The organism is Phenylobacterium sp. (assembly GCF_044236515.1).
Classification (GTDB): domain Bacteria; phylum Pseudomonadota; class Alphaproteobacteria; order Caulobacterales; family Caulobacteraceae; genus Phenylobacterium.
In genome coordinates this window covers 12,472-29,971 of the sequence record NZ_JBIIGK010000021.1, presented here as the reverse complement: position 1 = coordinate 29,971, position 17,500 = coordinate 12,472, and the positions used below count along the sequence as shown (strand labels likewise).

Below are 17,500 nucleotides of genomic sequence, written 5' to 3'. Positions count from 1 at the left end.
CCGCGCACGATGCCTTCGGCGTCGAGGCCGGCCTCGGCGTACATGGCGTCGGGCTTGTCGTGGTCCTGGAAGATGTCGGGCAGCGCCAGGGTGCGGACCTTCAGCCCGCGGTCGAGCGCCCCGTGCGTCGCCAGGGCCTGCAGCACGAAGGCGCCGAAACCGCCCATCGCGCCCTCTTCGACGGTGATCAGCGCCTCGTGCTCGCGCGCCAGCCGCAGCAACAGGTCGAGGTCCAGCGGCTTGGCGAACCGGGCGTCGGCGACGGTCGCCGAAAGGCCACGGGCCGCCAGCATGTCGGCGGCCTTCAGGCTTTCCGACAGCCGTGTCCCGAACGACAGGATGGCTACCGCCGTCCCCTCGCGGACGATGCGGCCCTTGCCGATCTCCAGCGGGTCGGCGAACGCCGGGATCTCCGCACCGGTGCCTTCGCCGCGCGGATAACGGAAGGCGCTCGGGCGGTCGTCGATCGCCACCGCCGTGGCGATGGCCCGGGCCAATTCGGCCTCGTCCGACGGCCCCATCAGCACCATGCCGGGCAGCGCACCCATGAAGCCGATGTCGAACGAGCCGGCGTGCGTCGGCCCGTCAGCCCCGACCAGGCCGGCCCGGTCCATGGCGAAGCGCACCGGCAGGCCCTGGATCGCCACGTCGTGGACGACCTGGTCGTAGCCCCGCTGCAGGAAGGTCGAATAAATGGCCGCGAACGGCTTCATGCCGTCGGCCGCCAGCCCGGCCGCGAAGGTCACCGCGTGCTGCTCGGCGATGCCGACGTCGAAGGTCCGGTCCGGAAACTTCTGGCCGAACAGGTCGAGGCCGGTGCCCGACGGCATGGCGGCGTTGATCGCCACGATCCGCGGGTCGCGCTCGGCCTGCTTGATCAGCTCGGTGGCGAACACCTTGGTGTAGCTGGGCGCGCCGGCCGCGGCCTTGGCCTGGGCGCCGGTCACGACGTCGAACTTCACGACGCCATGGTACTTGTCGGCGGCGTTCTCGGCCGGGGCGTAGCCCTTGCCCTTCTGTGTGACGACGTGGACCAGCACCGGCTTGTCGACGATGTTGCGGGCGTTCTGCAGGACATGGACGAGGGCGTCCATGTCGTGACCGTCGATCGGCCCGACGTAGTAGAAGCCCAGTTCCTCGAAGAAGGTGCCGCCGGTGACCATGCCGCGGGCATATTCCTCGGCCTTGCGGGCCGCCTCCTGCAGCGGGCGCGGGAAGGCCTTCGACACCGCCTTGCCGACCCGCCGCAGCGAGCGATAGCCGCCGCCGGACACCAGCCGCGCCATGTAGGCGCTCATCCCGCCCACCGGGGGCGCGATCGACATGTCGTTGTCGTTGAGGATGACCGTCAGCTGCTTGGTGGTCTCGCAGGCGTTGTTCATCGCCTCGTAGGCCATGCCGGCGCTCATCGAGCCGTCGCCGATCACGGCGACCACGCGGTTGTCGCGCCCGTCGGCGTCGCGCGCGGCGCAGAAGCCGAGCGCCGCCGAGATCGAGGTCGCCGCATGCGCCGCGCCGAACGGGTCGTATTCGCTCTCGGCCCGCTTGGTGAAGCCCGACAGGCCGCCGCCCTGGCGCAGGGTGCGGATGCGATCGCGCCGGCCGGTCAGGATCTTGTGCGGATAGGCCTGATGGCCGACGTCCCAGATCAGGACATCGCGAGGCGTCTCATAGACGTGATGGAGCGCCACGGTGAGCTCGACGACGCCCAGGCCCGCGCCCAGGTGGCCGCCGGTCTGCGAGACCGCGTCGATGGTCTCGGCGCGAAGCTCGTCGGCCAGCTGGCGGAGCTCTTGGAGACTGAACTTGCGGGTGTCCGCCGGGGCGGCGACCTTGTCCAGGAGGGGAGTGACAGGGGGCATGAGCTACGCGCGACTGCGGACGGACTAATGCCGGCGCTCTAGCACGAAATCCACGCTGGCCCGCAGGAATTCGGCCGCCTCGCCGAACGGCTCCAGATGATCCTTGGCCTGACGGCGCAGCACCTCGAGCCGCTCGCGGGCCGCCTCGACGCCGAGCAAGGTGACGAAGTTGGCCTTGCCGGCCGCTGCGTCCTTGCCGACCGCCTTGCCCAGCGCATCGGGATCACCCTCGGCGTCGAGCAGGTCGTCGACGATCTGATAGGCCAGCCCCAGGTCGTGGGCGAAACCCAGCATGGCGTGCCGATGAGCGTCCTGCGCGCGCGAGACCGCCAGCGGCAGCTCGAAGGCGCAGGCGATCAGGGCGCCGGTCTTCAGCCGCTGCATCCGCGCCACCCCGCCCAGATCGTCACGGACCCCGAGGATGTCGATCATCTGGCCGCCGACCATCCCGCGGGCGCCCGAGGCGATCGCCAGGCGCGCCACCAGCTCGGCGCGAACCGCGCCGTCGGGATGGGTGTCGGGATGGGCGAGGATCTCGAAGGCCGCCGCCTGGAGGGCGTCGCCCGCCAGCACCGCCGTGGCCTCGTCATAGGCCCTATGCACCGTCGGCATGCCGCGTCGCATGTCGTCATCGTCCATGCACGGCAGGTCGTCATGGACCAGGCTGTAGGCCTGGATGCATTCCAGGGCGCACGCCGCCCTCAGCACCGAGCGCTCTGGGGCGTCGAACATGCGGCCGGTCTCGAGGGCGAAGTAGGTCCGCAGCCGCTTTCCCGGGCCCAGCGCGGCGTACCGCATCGCCTCGGTCAGGCGCGACTCCGGGCCGTCGGCGCGCGGCAGCAGCTCGTCCAGCGCCACCGTGACGAGATCGGCGGCTTCGGCGATGCGTCGGGCGAGGTCGATCATCTAGTTGAACTCGGCCGGTTCGACCCCCTGCGCCCCGCCCTGGGCGCCCATCACGATCTTCTCCACGCGCAGCCGGGCGGCGTCGAGCCGCGTCTCGCAGTGCGCCTTCAGGGCCGCGCCGCGCTCGTAGAGACGGATCGAGTCCTCCAGCGGAGCCTGGCCAGATTCCAGCCGGCCGACGATCTGCTCCAGCTCGGCCAGGGCCTGTTCGAACGACAGGGCGTCGATGTCGGCGGGTTCGGACATGGGAGACGGACCTTCCTCGGCGCGGACGTTGCCGCCCCACCGTTAAGGCGGCGCCCCGTTCCGCACAACCGCGTTGCAGGCGCCCGGGAGTGACGAAACGTCATTGGACTGTGACATCCGCGCGCGATAGGTCGCCCCCGTCGGGGAGGCCCTATGTCCGTACATCGCCGCAGTTTTCTTGCCCTCGCCGCGACCTCGGCGGCGTTCGGCGGCCTGTCGCGCGCCGTGGCGCAGCCGGCGGGCGGCTATCGCAACGAGATCACCGGCTACGGCGACCTGCGGCCCGACCCCGCTGGAATATTCGACTTGCCGGACGGCTTTTCCTACCGCGTCGTCTCGCGCGCCGGCGAGCCGATGGACGACGGCTTCCTGACCCCGGGCAAGCTCGACGGCATGGCCTGTTTTCCCGACCTCGAGCACCCCGACCGGGTGATCCTCGTCCGCAATCACGAGCAGCAGCCGTCGGACCCGGCCATCTCCGCCTATGGGCGCGACGGCGCCCTGGCCGCCCGCGTGCCGGCGGGTCTCGCCTACGACCGCAACCGCTTCGGCCGGCCGATGGACGGCGGCACGACCACCGTGGTTTGGGACCTGCGCCGGCAGGCGGTCGTCGCCCAGCACCTCAGCCTGACCGGCACCGCCGTCAACTGCGCCGGCGGCCGCACGCCCCGCCGCACCTGGCTGACCTGCGAGGAAACCGAGCTGCGCGCCGGCGAGGCGGGCGAGAAGGACCACGGTTGGGTGTTCGAGGTCCCCTCCGACCTGCGTGGGCTCGCCGACCCGACGCCGATCACCGGCATGGGCCGCTTCAAGCACGAGGCCACGGCCACCGATCCGCGCACCGGCATCGTCTATCTGACCGAGGACTTCAGCCCCGGCGAAGGCCTGTTCTACCGCTACCTGCCGAACGATCCGGACCGGCTGCTGGCCGGCGGCCGGCTCCAGGCCCTGGGTTTCGTCGGCGGCGGCGACCCGCGCAACCACGCCGACCGGTTCTGGGCGGCCGGCGAGCGGCGCCAGGTGGTGTGGATTGACCTCGAGGGCGTCGACAGCCGCAACAACGACCTGCGCCACCGCGGCGAGGCGAAGGGCGCGGCGATGTTCGCCCGAGGCGAGGGCATCTATTTCGGCGACGGCGAACTGTTCTTCACCTGCACCAGCGGCGGCCCGAACCGGTTCGGCCAGATCCTGCGCTATCGGCCGAGCCCCTTCGAGGGCCAAGCGGGCGAACGCGACGCGCCGGGCGAGATCGAGCTCTTCGTCGAGTCCGCCGACAAGGCGGTGATGGAGATGTGCGACAACCTCGCCGTCGCACCGAACGGCCACCTCTTCGTCTGCGAGGACAAGAAGGTCGGCATGAACATGCTGAAGGCGGTGACCCCGCAGGGGCAGGTCTACACCGTCGGCCGCAACGCCGAGGCCCCGGGCGCCGATTCCAACACCGAACTGGCCGGCGTCTGCTTCTCGCCCGACGGATCGACCCTGTTCGTGAACCTCTACCTGCCCGGCCTTACCCTCGCGATCACCGGGCCGTGGGAACGGCTGAGGGCTTAGCCAAACCCCTACTCACCGCACGAAGCGGCGCATCGACCAGTATTTGTAGCCCTCGCTCCACTCCAGCCGCCAACCGCGCGCTTTCAGGGCCCGGCCGATCATGAAGTTGAAGAAGCCGTGTGCGAGGACGACGACGTCCTCGCCGCCTTCGGCCAGCCGGATCAGCATGGCCGCGGCCTCGTCGGCGCGGGTCTCGGCCTGGCGGCGGGTCTCCTGGCCCTCGTGGTGGTTCAGGTACCACCACCAGACGCGCGACCAGAACCCCCACATCTTCGGCGACATCCGCAGCCATTTCGGCCAGCGCGGCGGCGGCAGCGGCGCCTCGATCAGCATTTCGTGGCGCTCGAACACCCGCTCGCCGGCGAGAGCCTGGGCGCTTTCGATCGACCGCAGCCGGGTCGAAGCGACCAGGGCCCCGCATTCTCCGACAAGGCGCAGCAGGCTTTGCGGCGGCGTCTGTCCAGGCTTCAGGCCGAGGACCTCGTAGCTGGCCCAGAATTCACGATACTCGTCGGCGTTCAGCCGGACCTTGCGAGACAGCGCCGGCTCGCCGTGGCGGGCGAGGATGATGGCGCCGGAACGGGAGGTCGCAGGCGCGGCGGGGGGCTTGGCCGTCAAGACGCTGGCCATTCCAACCGGACGGCGCCCGTCTTCGTCCGCACGCTCAACCCCTCCCAAACCTCGCTAGGTGGTAGCCGCCCACGGGCGCGGGCACAACCCGCCGGGCCGCCGGGATGGCTGGACCCGAAGCGCCCGTTGTAGAAACGGCGCCATGAGCCAGCCCACGATCCGCCGCGCCGATCTCGCGGACGCCGCCACCCTGGCGGTGCTCGGCGCACGCACCTTCACCGAGACCTTCGGCCACCTCTACCCGCCGCAGCATCTCGCCGAGTTCCTGGCCGGCGCGTACAGCGAAGCGGCGATCGGCGAGGCGCTCGCGGAGCCGCGCGGCGCCGTCTGGATCGCCGAGGCGGACGGCGAGGCGGTCGGCTACGTCCGCGCCGGACCCTGCGCCCTGCCCCACCCAGAGGTGACCTCCGCCTGCGGCGAGGTGAAGGCGCTGTACCTCGTCCAGGGCCGGCAGAACTCCGGCCTCGGCTCACGGCTGTTCGATCAGGCGATCACCTGGTTGCTGCGCGACGGTCCCCGAACCCTCTGGATCGGGGTTTGGTCCGAGAACTATGGCGCCCAGCGCTTCTATGGACGTCACGGTTTCGAGGTCGCCGGCGAGTATGGCTTCCGGGTGGGCGGCACGGTCGACCGGGAGTTCATCCTCCGTCGGATATCGCCGTGTGGTTAGATTTTCCAACAGCCCTGTCAGCGGCGCTTTAAACCAACACGATCTTGCCTCGCGTCAGGCGTGCACACGCGTGAATATTGCGACGATTTAACGATTTGACGCTTGGCCTCTAGCGTCGCATTTGGGACGCTTTGCAGCGATCGGTTCAGGGACGCGTCGGGATGTTGCAGATCGGCTATGTGCGGCTGCGGGACGAGGGATCGACCCAGGAGACGGCGGCGCTGAAGGCCATGGGCTGCCATGTGGTGCGCGCCGAGGAGCCTGGCCTCTCCGGCGGCGACGAGACCGCCGTGCTCGATTCCATTCTCGATTTCATCGGCTCCGGCGACGAACTGGTGGTGACGCGCCTCGGTCAGCTCGGCGGCAGCTGCCGTGCGGTCCTGGAAGTTCTGCGCCGCCTCGAACTGCGCGGCGCGACCCTCTTCGTTCTGGAACAGGAGCTGAGCACCGCCGGCAACGGGGCCCGCGCGCTGCGCGCCGCCCTCGAGGCCGTCGCCGAGCTCGAGCCGGCCGGTCTCGCCCGTCGTCGTCGCCCGGCCGAGGCCGACCAGATCCTCGCGCTGCAACGGGCCGGCGTGGGCCCGGTCGAGATCGCCCGCCGGCTCGGCGTCTCGCGCATGACTGTCTGGCGCAAGCTGAAGGCGGCCGTCGAGGCCTAGACCCCTCCTGGGCCCTAGAACCCTTCCTGGGCGATCACCGCCGTGACCGGCCCGGGCCGCAGCAGCGCGCCGCGATAACGCACGCCGTCGCCATCTTCGGCCGCGTCCTGCCCGGCCCGCTGTACGAACTCCGCCCAGCGGTCCTCCGGGATCAGCAGCACCAGGCCGTCGCGGTCGTCATAGGCCTCGAGTTCCAGATCCGCTTCCTCGCGGATGTCCCGCACCTCCGCCTTGGCCGGGTCGGTCTGATCAAGATGGGCGGGAGTCGGGCGTTCCATAGGCCTCGAACGGGCGCTGACGCCGCCGGTTCCCCTCAGGCGGCCAGCCTCCAGGCGAACCGCAGGTCCTCGACGAACAGGGCGTAGGCCTTGGCCTTGGCGTCGGCGTCCGGCAATCGCAGCAGATAGGATGGGTGGTAGGTCACCACGCCCTGCGACTGGTCCGGCAGTTGCAGCGCCTGCTGGCGGAACTTCGACACCGGCGTCGCCTTGCCGAGAACGGACAGCGCCGCTGTCGCGCCCAGCGCCACCACCACCCGCGGCCGCACGAGGCCGCGCTCCTGGTCCAGCCACCACCGGCAGGCGGTCACCTCGCCGGTGTCCGGCGTCCTGTGCAGCCGCCGCTTGCCGCGCAGCTCGTGCTTGAAGTGCTTCACCGCGTTGGTGACATAAGTCTCGGCCCGCGGCACCCCCGCCTCGGCCAGGGCGCGGTCGAGCACCTGCCCCGCCGGGCCGACGAACGGCTGGCCGGCCAAATCTTCCTGGTCTCCCGGCTGTTCGCCGACGAACATCAGCCGGGCGGTCTTCGGCCCCTCGCCCGCCACCCCTTGCGTCGCGCACATGTAGAGGTCGCAGCGCCGGCAGGTCTGGATGGCGGACGCGATTTCCTCCAGGCTCGTCGCGACGACGCCTTCGGGAATGGCCTCGCGCTTCGGGAGGCGGCTCACCCGGCGCTGGGGTTCGGAAGGGGCCTGGGCCACCATGGCGTCGGTCGTCGCCTCCGCGCGTGCGATTAGCTCGGGAATGAGCGCCGCTTCCGGCAGGTTCCGCCAATAGCGCTTGGGCATCTCCTTCTGCATCTGGGCGGTGTTGAGCCGGGCTGGGTTGAAGATCGAGGCGTAATAGGTGCGCCAGAACTCCTCCAGGCTGTCCTCGCTCGGCGCATCCGCCGCGTCGGCCCCGGGGGTGAAGGTCAGCCCCTGCGTGTCCCAATGGGCGCAGACATCCGGCGTCAGGATCGACCATCGCATGGTCGCGAAGCGACGGGCGAAGAACGGCGCGGTGAGTTCCGTCACCCGATGGGCCGGTTCGAACCAGGCCACATAGGCCTCGCCCTCCGCGTCGGCGGTCAGCCGGAAACGGACGAAGGCCTTCATCTTGTGGGCGGCGCGGCTGACCTGCTTGGCGAGATTGCGCGCCGTCGCAACGTCGCGGTCCGAGGCGATGCGCATCAGGTTGGGCTCGCCCTGCAGCCTCCAGAGGAGGCGATAGAGCAGCGCGAACCGCTCGTCCGACCGGTGCAGGATGACCGCGCCGGCAACCTCCATGAACTCGCGCGGCACGGTGAACGGCGGCGCATCGCCCCCACCCGACCGCGCATGCGGGGCCGGCGCCGCCTCGCCGAACAGGTCGGCGGCGCCGTCCACCGTCCAGAACGCTGCCTCCGGCGCCACGCCGCCGGCGCGCAGCGAACGCGCCGCCTCCCGCCAGCCGGCGAAGTCCGTCTCTGATGCCAGCCGCACGACCGTCATCCGAAGAGGCTCAGCTGTTCTGGCGGCGGCGCGAGGCGCTCACGCAGGCGCGCCCCGTCGAGGCTCGCGCCCGGGTGCCAGTCGGCGGCCATCACGAAGGGTTTCATCTTCTCGATGCCGCGCGACAGCCGCTTGAGATCGTCCAGCTCCAGCCGCTTGTACCGACGCACGTCGACGATCCGGTCGACCGCCTTCACGCCCAGCCCCGGCACCCGCAAGAGGCGCTCGCGTTCGGCGCTGTTGATGTCGACCGGGAAGTCGCCGCGGTTGCGCAGCGCCCAGGCCAGCTTCGGGTCAATGGCGAGGTCGAGGTCCTCCGTCTCGCCGATGATCTCCGCCCGGTCGAAGCCGTAGAACCGCATCAGCCAGTCGGCCTGGTAGAGCCGGTGCTCGCGGACCAGCGGCGGCCGCGCCAACGGCAGGCGCGCTGTCGAATCCGGGATCGGCGAAAACCCAGAATAATAGACCCGCCGCAGCCGATAGGCCCCGTACAGCGTCTCGCTGCGCTTGAGGATCTCGCCGTCCGATGCGGCGTCCGCGCCGACGATCATCTGCGTCGACTGGCCGGCCGGAGCGAAGGCCGGCGGCTTGCGGCCGCGCTTGGGCGGCGCGGCGGCGTCGGCGGCCAGCCGCACCGCGCCCATCGCCTTCTTGATGCCGACGACGTCCTTTTCCGGCGCCAGGCTCGCCAGGCTTTCGTCCTTCGGCAGCTCGATGTTGATCGACAGGCGGTCGGAATAGAGCCCGGCCTCGTTGACCAGGGCCGGCGAGGCCTCCGGGATCACCTTCAGGTGGATGTAGCCGCGAAAGTCGTGCACCTCCCGCAGCGTCTTCGCCACCCGCACCATCGCCTCCATGGTGTAGTCGGCGTCGCGGATGATGCCCGACGACAGGAACAGGCCCTCGATGTAGTTCCGCTTGTAGAAATTCAGCGTCAGGTCGACGACCTCTTCCACCGAGAAGCGGGCCCGCGGCGTGTTCGAGCTCACCCGGTTCACGCAGTAGGCGCAGTCGTAGATGCAGAAGTTGGTCAGCAGAATCTTCAACAGGCTGATGCAGCGGCCGTCCGGCGCGTAGGCGTGACAGATGCCCATGCCTTCCGTCGAGCCGACGCCGCGCCCGCCCAGGGAATTGCGCTTGGCCCCGCCGGACGAGGCGCAGGAGGCGTCGTATTTCGCGGCGTCCGAAAGGATGGCCAGCTTGCGCTTGAGGTCGAGCACCGCCATGCCCGCCAACCTATTGTTCCACGTTTGTTCCGTAAAGTCGTCCAGCCGACACGCAGCTGAAAAAATTGTCTCGCCGTATGTCGGCGAGGCGGCCCGTCCTTCGTCCTCCGGGCGCAACCAAACAGGAGATGCGCAATGCAGCGGATGATCTTCGTGAACCTGCCGGTCAAGGATCTTGAAGCGTCGCGGCGCTTCTTCGGCGCCCTCGGCTTCACCTTCAACCCGAAGTTCTGCAGCGACGACGCCCTGTGCTGCGTCATCGAGGAGAACATCATCGCGATGCTGCTGCTGGAGTCGCGGTTCAAGGACTTCATCAAGGGCGACATCGCCGACACCGCGAAGGGCAAGGAAGCGCTCATCTGCCTGTCGGCCGCGAACCGCGAAGAGGTCGACGGCTTCCTCGCCAAGGCCCTGGCCAACGGCGGCCAGGCCTGGATGCCGGCCCAGGACTACGGCTTCATGTATGGCGTCAGCTTCCTCGATCCGGACGGCCACGTCTGGGAGGTTATGTGGATGGATCCCGCCGCCGCCGAAAAGGGGCCCGAGGCCTACGTCGCGGAGATGGCCTAGCCGGCCGCCACCGTCGCGCTTGGACAGGCGACGTGCGGCGCGCCGGGGATCGGCGGCGGCTCCGACGGCAGCGGGCCGGCTGGATCGCGGAGGAAGGCCAGCACGTCGCCCCACACCGCTGGTCCCTGCCGGTCCCGCATCAAGAGGTGATAGCCGGCGCCGTAATATGCGGAGCGGTCGCAGGGCTTCAGCCGCCGCACGGCGCGACGGGTCGCTTTCTTCGGGATGATGTCGTCGTTCGCCCCGTATAGGTACAGCGTCGGGACCTCGGCCTTGCCGACCGCGTCCGCCCCATCGTCCATCAGCCGAACCAGGCCGTAGAGCGTGTCGGACCGCGCGCCCCAGACCATCAGCGGGTCGCGGCTCATCCGGATCAGTTCCTCGCGGTTGTCGGTCGGCGTGATGCGGTCGGTCAGCCAGCGCGGCGGCGTGTAGATCTTGCCCGGCGTCGCCTTGGCCGCCAGCCATAGCAGGGTGCGGTTCGGCAGCGGCTGGGCCCGCCAGCCCCACACCGCGGGCGCCAGCAGCACCAGCCGGTCCGCCGCCGGCGGCCGTTCGGAGGCGAAGGCGCTGGCCGCCACGGCGCCGCCCATGCTCTCGCCGGCCACCGCGACAATGGCCTTCGGATGGCGCGCCCGGACCAGGGCGGTCACCGTCCGCAGGTCCTCGGCCAGCACCTCCTCGTCGGCCCAAACCCCGCGCTGCGGCGAGCGGCCGAAGCCGCGCTGATCATAGGCGTAGGTCGTGACGCCCTGTTCCGCCCACCACGGCGCGGCCAGGTGGAAGGCGTTGGCGTAGTCGTTCATGCCGTGCACGCCGACGATCACCGCCCAGGGCTCTCCCGTCGCCGCCCACCGGGTCAGGCCGAGCCGCGCCCCATCGAAGCTGACCACCCGGTCGGCCTCCAGCCGCGCGCCTTCGAAGCCCAGCGGCGGCTGGGCCGCCTGCTGGACCAGCATCGGCGCGCAGGCGGTCAGGCTGAGGGCGGCGAGGACGGCGGCGAGCAGGCGGGGCATGCGGTGCGGTCGGTCGATTTGGTCAGGCGGCGCCCAGCTTGGCCAGCGTACGCCGTTCCTTCTCCAGCAGCGTGGCGAAGGACGGCCGCGCCAGGATCGACTCCACATAGCCGTACGCCTTCGGATGCGTCGTCGGGTTCAGGCCGCAACCGCCGTAGCGCATGGAGACGAACTGGGTGGCTACCGCGATGTCGGCCAGGGTGAACCGGTCCTCGACCAGGTAGCCGGCGGCCGGCGCGACGCTTTCCAGATAGTCGGCGAGCCGCGGAAACTCGACCCGCTCAGCCTCGTCGGCCACGGCCGCGTCACCAGGCCGCTTCAGGATATGCGGCGCGACGATGCGGTTGAAGAACACCTTGCCGCCGCAGGAAAAGGCGATGGTGTCGGCGAACTCCTCGAACCACACCGTCTTGGCCCGCGCCTTGGCCTCGGTCGGGATCAGGTTCGGCTCGGGGTTCAGGGTGTCGATGTAGGTCACGACGGCGGTCGAGTCGGCCAGGGTGAAGTCGCCGTCGCGCAGGGCCGGGATCTTCCCGAACGGGCTCGCCTCCCGGAATCCGTCGGGGACCATGTCGCCGAAGGCCGGGACCAGCTCGAAGTCGACGCCCTTCTCGATCGCGAACACCACCGTCTTGCGGACGAAAGGCGACAGGGTCCCGCCGTAGATGATCATTCTGAGCTCTCCTCGGCGTCGGGCTGGGCGACCGCCACATCGTCGGGGTCGGGCAGACGCATCCGCCACACGCCCCTGAAATCATCCGGGTCCGCCGGCTTGTTGTGGCGCAGGATCACCAGCTTGCCTTGCCGCGCCAGTCCGATGGCCGTGGCGCGCACATGGCCCAGCAGCCGGCGCCAGGCCTCAGGCTCGACGACACGGGCAACCTCTTCCGGCGACACGGACTTGCCCGGCGCGACCTTGCTCAAGAGGTCGAAGATGGCGGTCTCGACAGCAGCGCTCATCGGTTCGGTTCCGCCCCTTCAGTTCCGGCAGGCCGGCGGATCGTCCGCCTCGGTGGTGAAACGTGACAGGGCGACGGCCAGGATCGGGGCCGGCCATTCCTGGCTGCGCACGCCCCCCGGCGCCACGGCGCAGAAGTTGATCGGCACCGGCGTCAGCTTGCCGTTCGCCAGCGCCAGAGCAATCAGCCGGAAATCCAGCGGCCGGGTCCCGGCGTTCCAGACCTTCAGCACCGACACCTTGCGTTCTGACGAGGCGTCGAAGGCGGCGGCGACCTGTCCGGTGGCGGGCGCGGCGAAGGTCTCCTTGACCTTCCCTGGCGAATGGGCGGCGGCCAGCCGTCCGTCCTCGACCTTCTCCAGCTTCGGCCGGCCACCCTCGATGGTGAACACCGCCCGCTGGCCGACGACGACCTGCAGCATGTTGTTCTCGACCTGGGTCTTGGGCTCGAAGGACAGCGACTTGGCGGCGGCCTGGGCGGCCGGCGAGGCCGCGGGGGCCCGCGCCCCGGCTGGCGGCGGGTCGCCCGGCGCGGCGAGGGCCAGAAGAAGGGCGGCGGCGATCATCGCGGCGTCCTGTCGCCGAAAGCCAAGCCTCGCATCACGCCTCCAGAACTCGAACTTCAGGACGCCAGACTACCTGCCGCCGCCGGGCGATGGCTAGACCTGCGCGAACAAGGCCGCCGGCAACAGCCCGACCACCGACGCCGTCAGGCAGGTGGCCAGGAAGCCGGCGATCATCGCCTTCCAGACCATGCCCACCACCTCGCCCCGCCGCTCCGGAGCCAGCACCGCATAGCCGGCGAGGTTGATGCCGACCGATGCGACATTGGCGAAGCCGCACAGGGCATAGGTCATCAGGATGCGGGTCCGCTCACTGATCTCGCCGACCGGCACGGCGCCGAGGTTGATGAAGGCGGTGAACTCGGTCAGCACCAGCTTTACGCCCAGCAGGCTGCCGGCGGTCTGGGCGTCCGCCCACGGCACGCCGATCGCCCAGGCCAGCGGCGCGAACGCCAGGCCCAGGATCCGCTGCACGGAGACAGGCCCGCCGGCGATGTCGGGCAAGAGGCCCAGCAGGCCGTTGACCATCGCCACCAGAGCCACGAACACGATAAGGGTCGCAGCGACGTTCAGCACGATCTGCAGGCCGTCGCCCGTTCCTTTGATCAGGGCGTCGACCGAGCTCTCGTAGCGTTTGGCCTGAGCGGGATCGAGCGCCTGCGGCGCCTCGGCCGCCGGGTCCCGCGGGATGACGATCCGCGCCAGCAGCACGCCGGCCGGGGCCGAGATGATCGAGGCGGTCAGCACGTGCGCCGCCGCGTTCGGCAGCACGTCCCGAAGGATCGTCGCATAGGCCACCATGGTCGAGCCGGAGACGCACGCCATGCCGACGGCGATCAGCAGGAACAGCTCCGACCGCGACAGGCTGGGCAGATAGCTGCGGATGAAGATCGGCCCTTCGACCTGCCCCATGAAGATCGTCGTCGCGGTGGCGAGGGCCGGCGGGCCGCGCAGGCCCATCAGCCGCTCGAACACGAAGCCGAACAGCCGGATGAACCATTGCAGGATCCGCCAGTGCCACAGCAGGGCGGCGAGCGCGCAGACCACCAGGATCACCGGCAACACCCGGAAGGCGAAGACGAACAGCGCGCCGGGCTCGCTCAGCGGATAGGGCTGGTTGGGCGTTCCGGCCAGGAAGCCGAACACGAAGGCCACGCCCGCCTGGGTCGAATTCGCCAGCCCGTCGACCGCCATGCCGACGCCGCCCAGCGCCGTCCTCAGCACCGGCAGGCCGAACAGCGCCAGCACCAGCAACGCCTGGATGACCACCGCGCCGATCGCCAGTTTCCACGGGAACCGCCGCCGATCCTCCGACATCGCCCAGCAGAGCGCGAGCACGACAGCGATCCCGGCCAGGCTCTGCAGATTCTCCGGACCCATGCGCCACTCCCCCGCCCCGTCGCCGGAGCCGGGCGCAGGAAGCGACAGAACCCGCCGCCGTGCAAGCCGCAGCGCCTTGACGCTCGGCCGCGGCGGCCCCCACAACGGCTGAGGCGCAGGAAAGGATTCCCATGGCGGATCTGGGCTTCGAAGGCCGCGTGGCGGTCGTCACCGGCGCCGGCGGCGGGCTCGGCCGTCATCACGCCCTTGAGCTGGCGCGTCGTGGCGCGCGGGTGCTGGTCAACGACCTCGGGGGCGCCGTCGACGGTTCCGGCGGCGGCTCGGACGCGGCGCACGCCGTCGTCGAGGAGATCCGCGCCTTCGGCGGCGAGGCGATCGCCAACGGCTCGTCGGTCACCGACGACGCCGGCGTCCTGCGCATGATCCAGGACGTCATGACGGCCTGGGGCCGGCTCGACATCCTGGTCGCCAACGCCGGGATCCTGCGCGATCGCAGCTTCGCCAAGATGGACGTCGCCGACTTCCAGCTCGTGCTCGACGTCCACCTGATGGGCACGGTCAAGCCGGCCAAGGCGGCGTGGGAGATCATGCGCGGCCAGAACTACGGCCGGATCGTCGTCACCACCTCGGCGACCGGCCTCTATGGCAACTTCGGCCAGGCCAATTACGGCGCGGCGAAACTCGGCGTCGTCGGCCTGATGAACACCCTGCGGCTCGAAGGGGCCAAGCACGGCATCCGCGTCAACACCATCTGCCCGGTGGCCGCGACCCGCATGACCGAGGGGATCCTGCCGCCCCCCGTCGCAGACATGTTGAAGCCGGAATATGTGACGCCCGGCGTCGTCTTCCTGTGCTCCGAGGACGCGCCGGATGGGGTCATCCTGACAGCCGGCGCCGGCGCCTTTGCGGTGGCCCGGATCGTCGAGACGCCCGGCGCCTGGCTCGGCCCGGACGCCACCGCCGAGGCCGTGCGTGAGCGGTGGTCGGCGATCTCGGACGCGGCTGGACAGACCGCCTACGGCGGCGGCGGCGAGCAGGCGCTGAAGTTCTTCCAGGCCGCCCAACGCGGATGAGGCGGGCCGGCCGCGACGCGGGCGACCTGTCCCTGGCGGGCGTGCTGGCTTTTTCGACGGTCAGCATCCCGATCGCCGCCCTCCACGTCGCCCTGACCGTTCACCTGCCGCGCTATTTCGCCACTAACCTGGGCCTCGAATTGGCGGTGGTCGGCGCGGCGTTCGGCCTCGTCCGGCTGATCGACATCCCCATCGACGCGGCGATCGGCGTCGGCATGGACCGCACCCGCTCGCGCCTCGGGCGCTACCGGCTCTGGATGCTGCTCGGCGCGCCGCTGCTGATGCTGGGTCTAGCCAGGCTCGCCACGGCCTCAGCCGGCATCGGTCAAGTCGGGCTGATCGGCTGGCTGCTCGTGATGTATCTCGGCTATTCGGCCGTCTACCTGTCGCACCTCGCCTGGGCCGCGACCTTGTCGCCCACCTACCGGCAGCGCTCGCGCCTGTTCGGCGCCGTGACGGGAACCGGCTTCGTCGGAGCCATCGCCGTCGTCGTCGTGCCGGTTCTGATGTCCCGGGCCGGAACCAGCGACGCGGGCGGCGTCCGCGCGATGATCTGGTTCATTGTCGCCGCCGTCCCGGTCACGGTCCTGCTCGCCGCGTTCTCGACCCGCGAACAGATCTCCCGCGATCACCGACACGGCTTTCGGCTCGCGGACTATCTGGCGGTGGCGGGGCGGCTCAATGTCCTGCGCGTCCTGGGCGCAGACCTGTTCATCAATCTCGGCCCCGGCTGGATGGCCGCGATGTATCTCTTCTACTTCCGCGACAGCCGCGGCTTCGGCCTCGCCGAAGCGAACCTGCTGCTGCTCGGCTACATCGCCGCCGGCCTCGTGGGCGCGCCGCTGACCGCCTGGCTCGCAAACCGGATCGGCAAGCATCGCGCCCTGATGGTCAACACCACGGTCTATTCGGCCGGGCTTGTCTCCGCCCCGTTCCTGCCGCCCGGCGCGTTCGCGGTCTTCCTGCCGATGATGTGCCTGATCGGCGCCATGCAGGCCGGCTTCACGGTGATGATCCGCGCCCTGGCCGGCGACGTCGCCGACGAACTGCGCTTGGAGACCGGCCGCGAGTGGACCGGCCTGATCTACGCGCTGATCAACGCCACCTCGAAACTCGCCCAGGCGGCGGCGATCCTCCTGACCTTCAACGTCGCCCTCGCCGCCGCCGGCTACGACGCGCGGGAAGGGGCGGTGAACACGCCCGAAGCGATCCGCGGCCTCGAACTGGCCTTCATCGTCGGCCCAGTGGGCTTCGTCCTCCTCGCCGGCGCCTGCTTCCTCGGCTACTCGCTCGGCCCGGCCCGCCACGCCGAAATCCGGCGAAACCTGGAGGCCCGGGATGTTCAGACCACGCCCTGAGCCATCCCGAAGAACGCCTGCGCCGCCGGTGACATCGGGGCCGCGATCACCAGCGGCCGACCCTCGTCTCCGCCCTGGCGCAGGGCCGGATCGATCGGGACTTCCGCCAGCAGCGGAACCCCCAACCGCGCCGCTTCCGCCTTCGCGCCGCCCTCCCCGAAGATGGGGATGCGCGCGCCGGTCGCCGGGTCGGGGAAGAACGCCATGTTCTCGACCACGCCGAGGATAGGCGTGCCGACCTTCTGGAACATGGTCGCGGCGCGCCGGGCGTCGATCAGCGCCAGTTCCTGCGGCGTCGAGACGATGATCACGCCGTCGATCTTGAGGCGCTGCACCAGCGTCAGCTGGATGTCCCCGGTCCCCGGCGGCAGGTCGACGATCAGCGCGTCCAGCGGCGCGTCGGCCGCGCCCCAGTTCGAGCCCATCAGGGTCCGCAGCGCCGACGTCGCCATCGGCCCACGCCAGATGTTGGCGGCCCCCGGCTCGACGATGAAGCCGACCGACATCACCTGGACGCCGAACGCCTCCAGGGGGTTGAGCTTCTTGTCGGCGTCGAAGGTCGGCTCCTGGTCGTTCAGCCCCAGCATCTGCGGCGCCGACGGGCCGTAGATGTCCGCGTCAAGCAGACCGACGCGATGGCCGAGGCCGGACAGGGCGACGGCGAGGTTCACCGCGACGGTAGACTTGCCCACCCCGCCCTTGCCGCTGGCCACGGCGATGACCTTGCGCACGTGCGGCGGGCGCTCGGCGTCCGGCATGTTGCCGAGCCGCGCCTGAGGGTCTTCGGCCACCTGCGCCCGGCGAGGTTGCGCGCCACGAGGCTGTGGGGGCGTCGGCGCGGGCGGTCCTTCAGCGGTCAGCACCACCTGAGCGGAGCCGATCCCCGGCGCGGCGGCCAGCGCCCGCTCGGCCGCCTCCCGGACCGGCGCATAGAGGCCGATGTCGGCCGCCGCCACCTCCAGCATGAAGGCCGCTCGGTCGCCGCGCACCACCAGCCCGCGCACCAGCCCGGCGGCGACGAGCCCCTGCCCCGACTTCGGATCTCGGACCTGGTCGAGGGTCGTCAGGATGTCCGCCCGTTGCGGACCGGTCGGGTCGTTCATGTCGCCTTGGTTCTT

The 17,500-nt window shown here is 70.3% G+C and carries 19 protein-coding genes; 6 read left to right on the top strand and 13 right to left on the bottom strand.

Annotation, left to right across the window (positions count from 1 at the left end; genetic code table 11):
- The 3 genes from dxs to ACILRF_RS04025 all read right to left on the bottom strand — a co-directional run.
- Positions 1-1,862: 1-deoxy-D-xylulose-5-phosphate synthase (gene dxs / locus ACILRF_RS04035; RefSeq protein ID WP_395670984.1), on the bottom strand; the 1,862-nt coding region annotated here is incomplete at its 3' end.
- Positions 1,863-1,886: 24 nt separating this feature from the next.
- Positions 1,887-2,768, bottom strand: coding sequence for a polyprenyl synthetase family protein (locus ACILRF_RS04030; RefSeq protein ID WP_395670983.1), 882 nt, complete (start codon positions 2,766-2,768; stop codon positions 1,887-1,889).
- On the bottom strand, positions 2,769-3,014 hold the full coding sequence (locus ACILRF_RS04025) for an exodeoxyribonuclease VII small subunit (RefSeq protein WP_395670982.1): 246 nt from the start codon (positions 3,012-3,014) through the stop codon (positions 2,769-2,771).
- Between the two features lie 153 nt (positions 3,015-3,167).
- Here ACILRF_RS04025 and ACILRF_RS04020 point away from each other — a divergent pair, with 153 nt between their 5' ends.
- The gene (locus ACILRF_RS04020) at positions 3,168-4,568 is read left to right on the top strand and encodes an alkaline phosphatase PhoX (RefSeq protein WP_395670981.1); all 1,401 of its coding nucleotides are present in this window, start codon (positions 3,168-3,170) and stop codon (positions 4,566-4,568) included.
- Between the two features lie 12 nt (positions 4,569-4,580).
- Here ACILRF_RS04020 and ACILRF_RS04015 read toward each other — a convergent pair whose 3' ends face one another.
- Complete coding sequence (locus tag ACILRF_RS04015; RefSeq protein WP_395670980.1) at positions 4,581-5,198, bottom strand: histidine phosphatase family protein; 618 nt, start codon at positions 5,196-5,198, stop codon at positions 4,581-4,583.
- 142 nt (positions 5,199-5,340) lie between these two features.
- Between ACILRF_RS04015 and ACILRF_RS04010 the strand changes: the two genes are divergently transcribed.
- Both ACILRF_RS04010 and ACILRF_RS04005 read left to right on the top strand, forming a co-directional pair.
- On the top strand, positions 5,341-5,868 hold the full coding sequence (locus ACILRF_RS04010; RefSeq protein ID WP_395670979.1) for a GNAT family N-acetyltransferase: 528 nt from the start codon (positions 5,341-5,343) through the stop codon (positions 5,866-5,868).
- Between the two features lie 161 nt (positions 5,869-6,029).
- Positions 6,030-6,527: a recombinase family protein gene (locus ACILRF_RS04005; protein WP_395670978.1), complete on the top strand. Its 498-nt coding sequence runs from the start codon at positions 6,030-6,032 to the stop codon at positions 6,525-6,527.
- A 14-nt stretch (positions 6,528-6,541) separates the two neighbouring features.
- On the opposite strand, the gene ACILRF_RS04000 is transcribed toward ACILRF_RS04005, so the two are convergent.
- The 3 genes from ACILRF_RS04000 to ACILRF_RS03990 are packed head-to-tail and all read right to left on the bottom strand — an operon-like array spanning position 6,542 to position 9,503.
- The gene (locus tag ACILRF_RS04000) at positions 6,542-6,805 is read right to left on the bottom strand and encodes a hypothetical protein (protein ID WP_395670977.1); all 264 of its coding nucleotides are present in this window, start codon (positions 6,803-6,805) and stop codon (positions 6,542-6,544) included.
- A gap of 35 nt (positions 6,806-6,840) precedes the next feature.
- Positions 6,841-8,277, bottom strand: a complete 1,437-nt coding sequence (locus ACILRF_RS03995; RefSeq protein WP_395670976.1) for a UdgX family uracil-DNA binding protein — start codon at positions 8,275-8,277, stop codon at positions 6,841-6,843.
- Positions 8,274-9,503 (bottom strand): putative DNA modification/repair radical SAM protein, encoded by a 1,230-nt coding sequence (locus ACILRF_RS03990; protein WP_395670975.1) that lies wholly within the window; start codon positions 9,501-9,503, stop codon positions 8,274-8,276. Before ACILRF_RS03990 ends, ACILRF_RS03995 begins: the two co-directional genes overlap by 4 nt.
- 135 nt (positions 9,504-9,638) lie before the next feature.
- On the opposite strand from ACILRF_RS03990, the gene ACILRF_RS03985 reads away from it, so the two are divergent.
- Positions 9,639-10,073, top strand: coding sequence for a VOC family protein (locus tag ACILRF_RS03985; protein WP_395670974.1), 435 nt, complete (start codon positions 9,639-9,641; stop codon positions 10,071-10,073).
- Here the strand turns inward: ACILRF_RS03985 and ACILRF_RS03980 are convergent.
- The 5 genes from ACILRF_RS03980 to ACILRF_RS03960 form a co-directional block, all read right to left on the bottom strand.
- Complete coding sequence (locus tag ACILRF_RS03980) at positions 10,070-11,089, bottom strand: lysophospholipase (RefSeq protein WP_395670973.1); 1,020 nt, start codon at positions 11,087-11,089, stop codon at positions 10,070-10,072. The genes ACILRF_RS03985 and ACILRF_RS03980 overlap by 4 nt on opposite strands.
- Positions 11,090-11,111: 22 nt before the next feature.
- Positions 11,112-11,762: a glutathione S-transferase family protein gene (locus tag ACILRF_RS03975; protein ID WP_395670972.1), complete on the bottom strand. Its 651-nt coding sequence runs from the start codon at positions 11,760-11,762 to the stop codon at positions 11,112-11,114.
- Positions 11,759-12,049, bottom strand: coding sequence for a DUF3253 domain-containing protein (locus ACILRF_RS03970; RefSeq protein WP_395670971.1), 291 nt, complete (start codon positions 12,047-12,049; stop codon positions 11,759-11,761). The genes ACILRF_RS03975 and ACILRF_RS03970 overlap by 4 nt, the downstream gene beginning before the upstream one ends.
- Positions 12,050-12,067: 18 nt before the next feature.
- Positions 12,068-12,613, bottom strand: coding sequence for a hypothetical protein (locus tag ACILRF_RS03965; RefSeq protein ID WP_395670970.1), 546 nt, complete (start codon positions 12,611-12,613; stop codon positions 12,068-12,070).
- 93 nt (positions 12,614-12,706) lie between these two features.
- Positions 12,707-13,990 (bottom strand): NupC/NupG family nucleoside CNT transporter, encoded by a 1,284-nt coding sequence (locus ACILRF_RS03960; protein ID WP_395670969.1) that lies wholly within the window; start codon positions 13,988-13,990, stop codon positions 12,707-12,709.
- A gap of 131 nt (positions 13,991-14,121) precedes the next feature.
- On the opposite strand from ACILRF_RS03960, the gene ACILRF_RS03955 reads away from it, so the two are divergent.
- Positions 14,122-15,024 (top strand): SDR family NAD(P)-dependent oxidoreductase, encoded by a 903-nt coding sequence (locus ACILRF_RS03955; RefSeq protein WP_395670968.1) that lies wholly within the window; start codon positions 14,122-14,124, stop codon positions 15,022-15,024.
- Positions 15,021-16,382: an MFS transporter gene (locus ACILRF_RS03950; RefSeq protein WP_395670967.1), complete on the top strand. Its 1,362-nt coding sequence runs from the start codon at positions 15,021-15,023 to the stop codon at positions 16,380-16,382. Before ACILRF_RS03955 ends, ACILRF_RS03950 begins: the two co-directional genes overlap by 4 nt.
- Here the strand turns inward: ACILRF_RS03950 and ACILRF_RS03945 are convergent.
- Positions 16,367-17,485: a P-loop NTPase gene (locus ACILRF_RS03945; protein WP_395670966.1), complete on the bottom strand. Its 1,119-nt coding sequence runs from the start codon at positions 17,483-17,485 to the stop codon at positions 16,367-16,369. The two genes, ACILRF_RS03950 and ACILRF_RS03945, sit on opposite strands and share 16 nt — an antisense overlap.
- Positions 17,486-17,500: the final 15 nt, after the last annotated feature.

Excerpts from the sequence above, each read along its gene's own strand:
- ACILRF_RS03965 (WP_395670970.1), bottom strand. The coding sequence starts at position 12,613 with ATGATCGCCGCCGCCCTTCTTCTGGCCCTCGCCGCGCCGGGCGACCCG.
- ACILRF_RS03950 (WP_395670967.1), top strand. The coding sequence starts at position 15,021 with ATGAGGCGGGCCGGCCGCGACGCGGGCGACCTGTCCCTGGCGGGCGTG.
- ACILRF_RS03955 (WP_395670968.1), top strand. The coding sequence starts at position 14,122 with ATGGCGGATCTGGGCTTCGAAGGCCGCGTGGCGGTCGTCACCGGCGCC.
- ACILRF_RS04015 (WP_395670980.1), bottom strand. The coding sequence starts at position 5,198 with ATGGCCAGCGTCTTGACGGCCAAGCCCCCCGCCGCGCCTGCGACCTCC.
- ACILRF_RS03980 (WP_395670973.1), bottom strand. The coding sequence starts at position 11,089 with ATGCCCCGCCTGCTCGCCGCCGTCCTCGCCGCCCTCAGCCTGACCGCC.
- ACILRF_RS03985 (WP_395670974.1), top strand. The coding sequence starts at position 9,639 with ATGCAGCGGATGATCTTCGTGAACCTGCCGGTCAAGGATCTTGAAGCG.
- ACILRF_RS03945 (WP_395670966.1), bottom strand. The coding sequence starts at position 17,485 with ATGAACGACCCGACCGGTCCGCAACGGGCGGACATCCTGACGACCCTC.
- ACILRF_RS03975 (WP_395670972.1), bottom strand. The coding sequence starts at position 11,762 with ATGATCATCTACGGCGGGACCCTGTCGCCTTTCGTCCGCAAGACGGTG.
- ACILRF_RS04020 (WP_395670981.1), top strand. The coding sequence starts at position 3,168 with ATGTCCGTACATCGCCGCAGTTTTCTTGCCCTCGCCGCGACCTCGGCG.
- ACILRF_RS03970 (WP_395670971.1), bottom strand. The coding sequence starts at position 12,049 with ATGAGCGCTGCTGTCGAGACCGCCATCTTCGACCTCTTGAGCAAGGTC.
- ACILRF_RS04030 (WP_395670983.1), bottom strand. The coding sequence starts at position 2,768 with ATGATCGACCTCGCCCGACGCATCGCCGAAGCCGCCGATCTCGTCACG.
- ACILRF_RS03995 (WP_395670976.1), bottom strand. The coding sequence starts at position 8,277 with ATGACGGTCGTGCGGCTGGCATCAGAGACGGACTTCGCCGGCTGGCGG.
- ACILRF_RS04000 (WP_395670977.1), bottom strand. The coding sequence starts at position 6,805 with ATGGAACGCCCGACTCCCGCCCATCTTGATCAGACCGACCCGGCCAAG.
- ACILRF_RS03990 (WP_395670975.1), bottom strand. The coding sequence starts at position 9,503 with ATGGCGGTGCTCGACCTCAAGCGCAAGCTGGCCATCCTTTCGGACGCC.
- ACILRF_RS04010 (WP_395670979.1), top strand. The coding sequence starts at position 5,341 with ATGAGCCAGCCCACGATCCGCCGCGCCGATCTCGCGGACGCCGCCACC.
- ACILRF_RS03960 (WP_395670969.1), bottom strand. The coding sequence starts at position 13,990 with ATGGGTCCGGAGAATCTGCAGAGCCTGGCCGGGATCGCTGTCGTGCTC.
- ACILRF_RS04005 (WP_395670978.1), top strand. The coding sequence starts at position 6,030 with ATGTTGCAGATCGGCTATGTGCGGCTGCGGGACGAGGGATCGACCCAG.
- ACILRF_RS04025 (WP_395670982.1), bottom strand. The coding sequence starts at position 3,014 with ATGTCCGAACCCGCCGACATCGACGCCCTGTCGTTCGAACAGGCCCTG.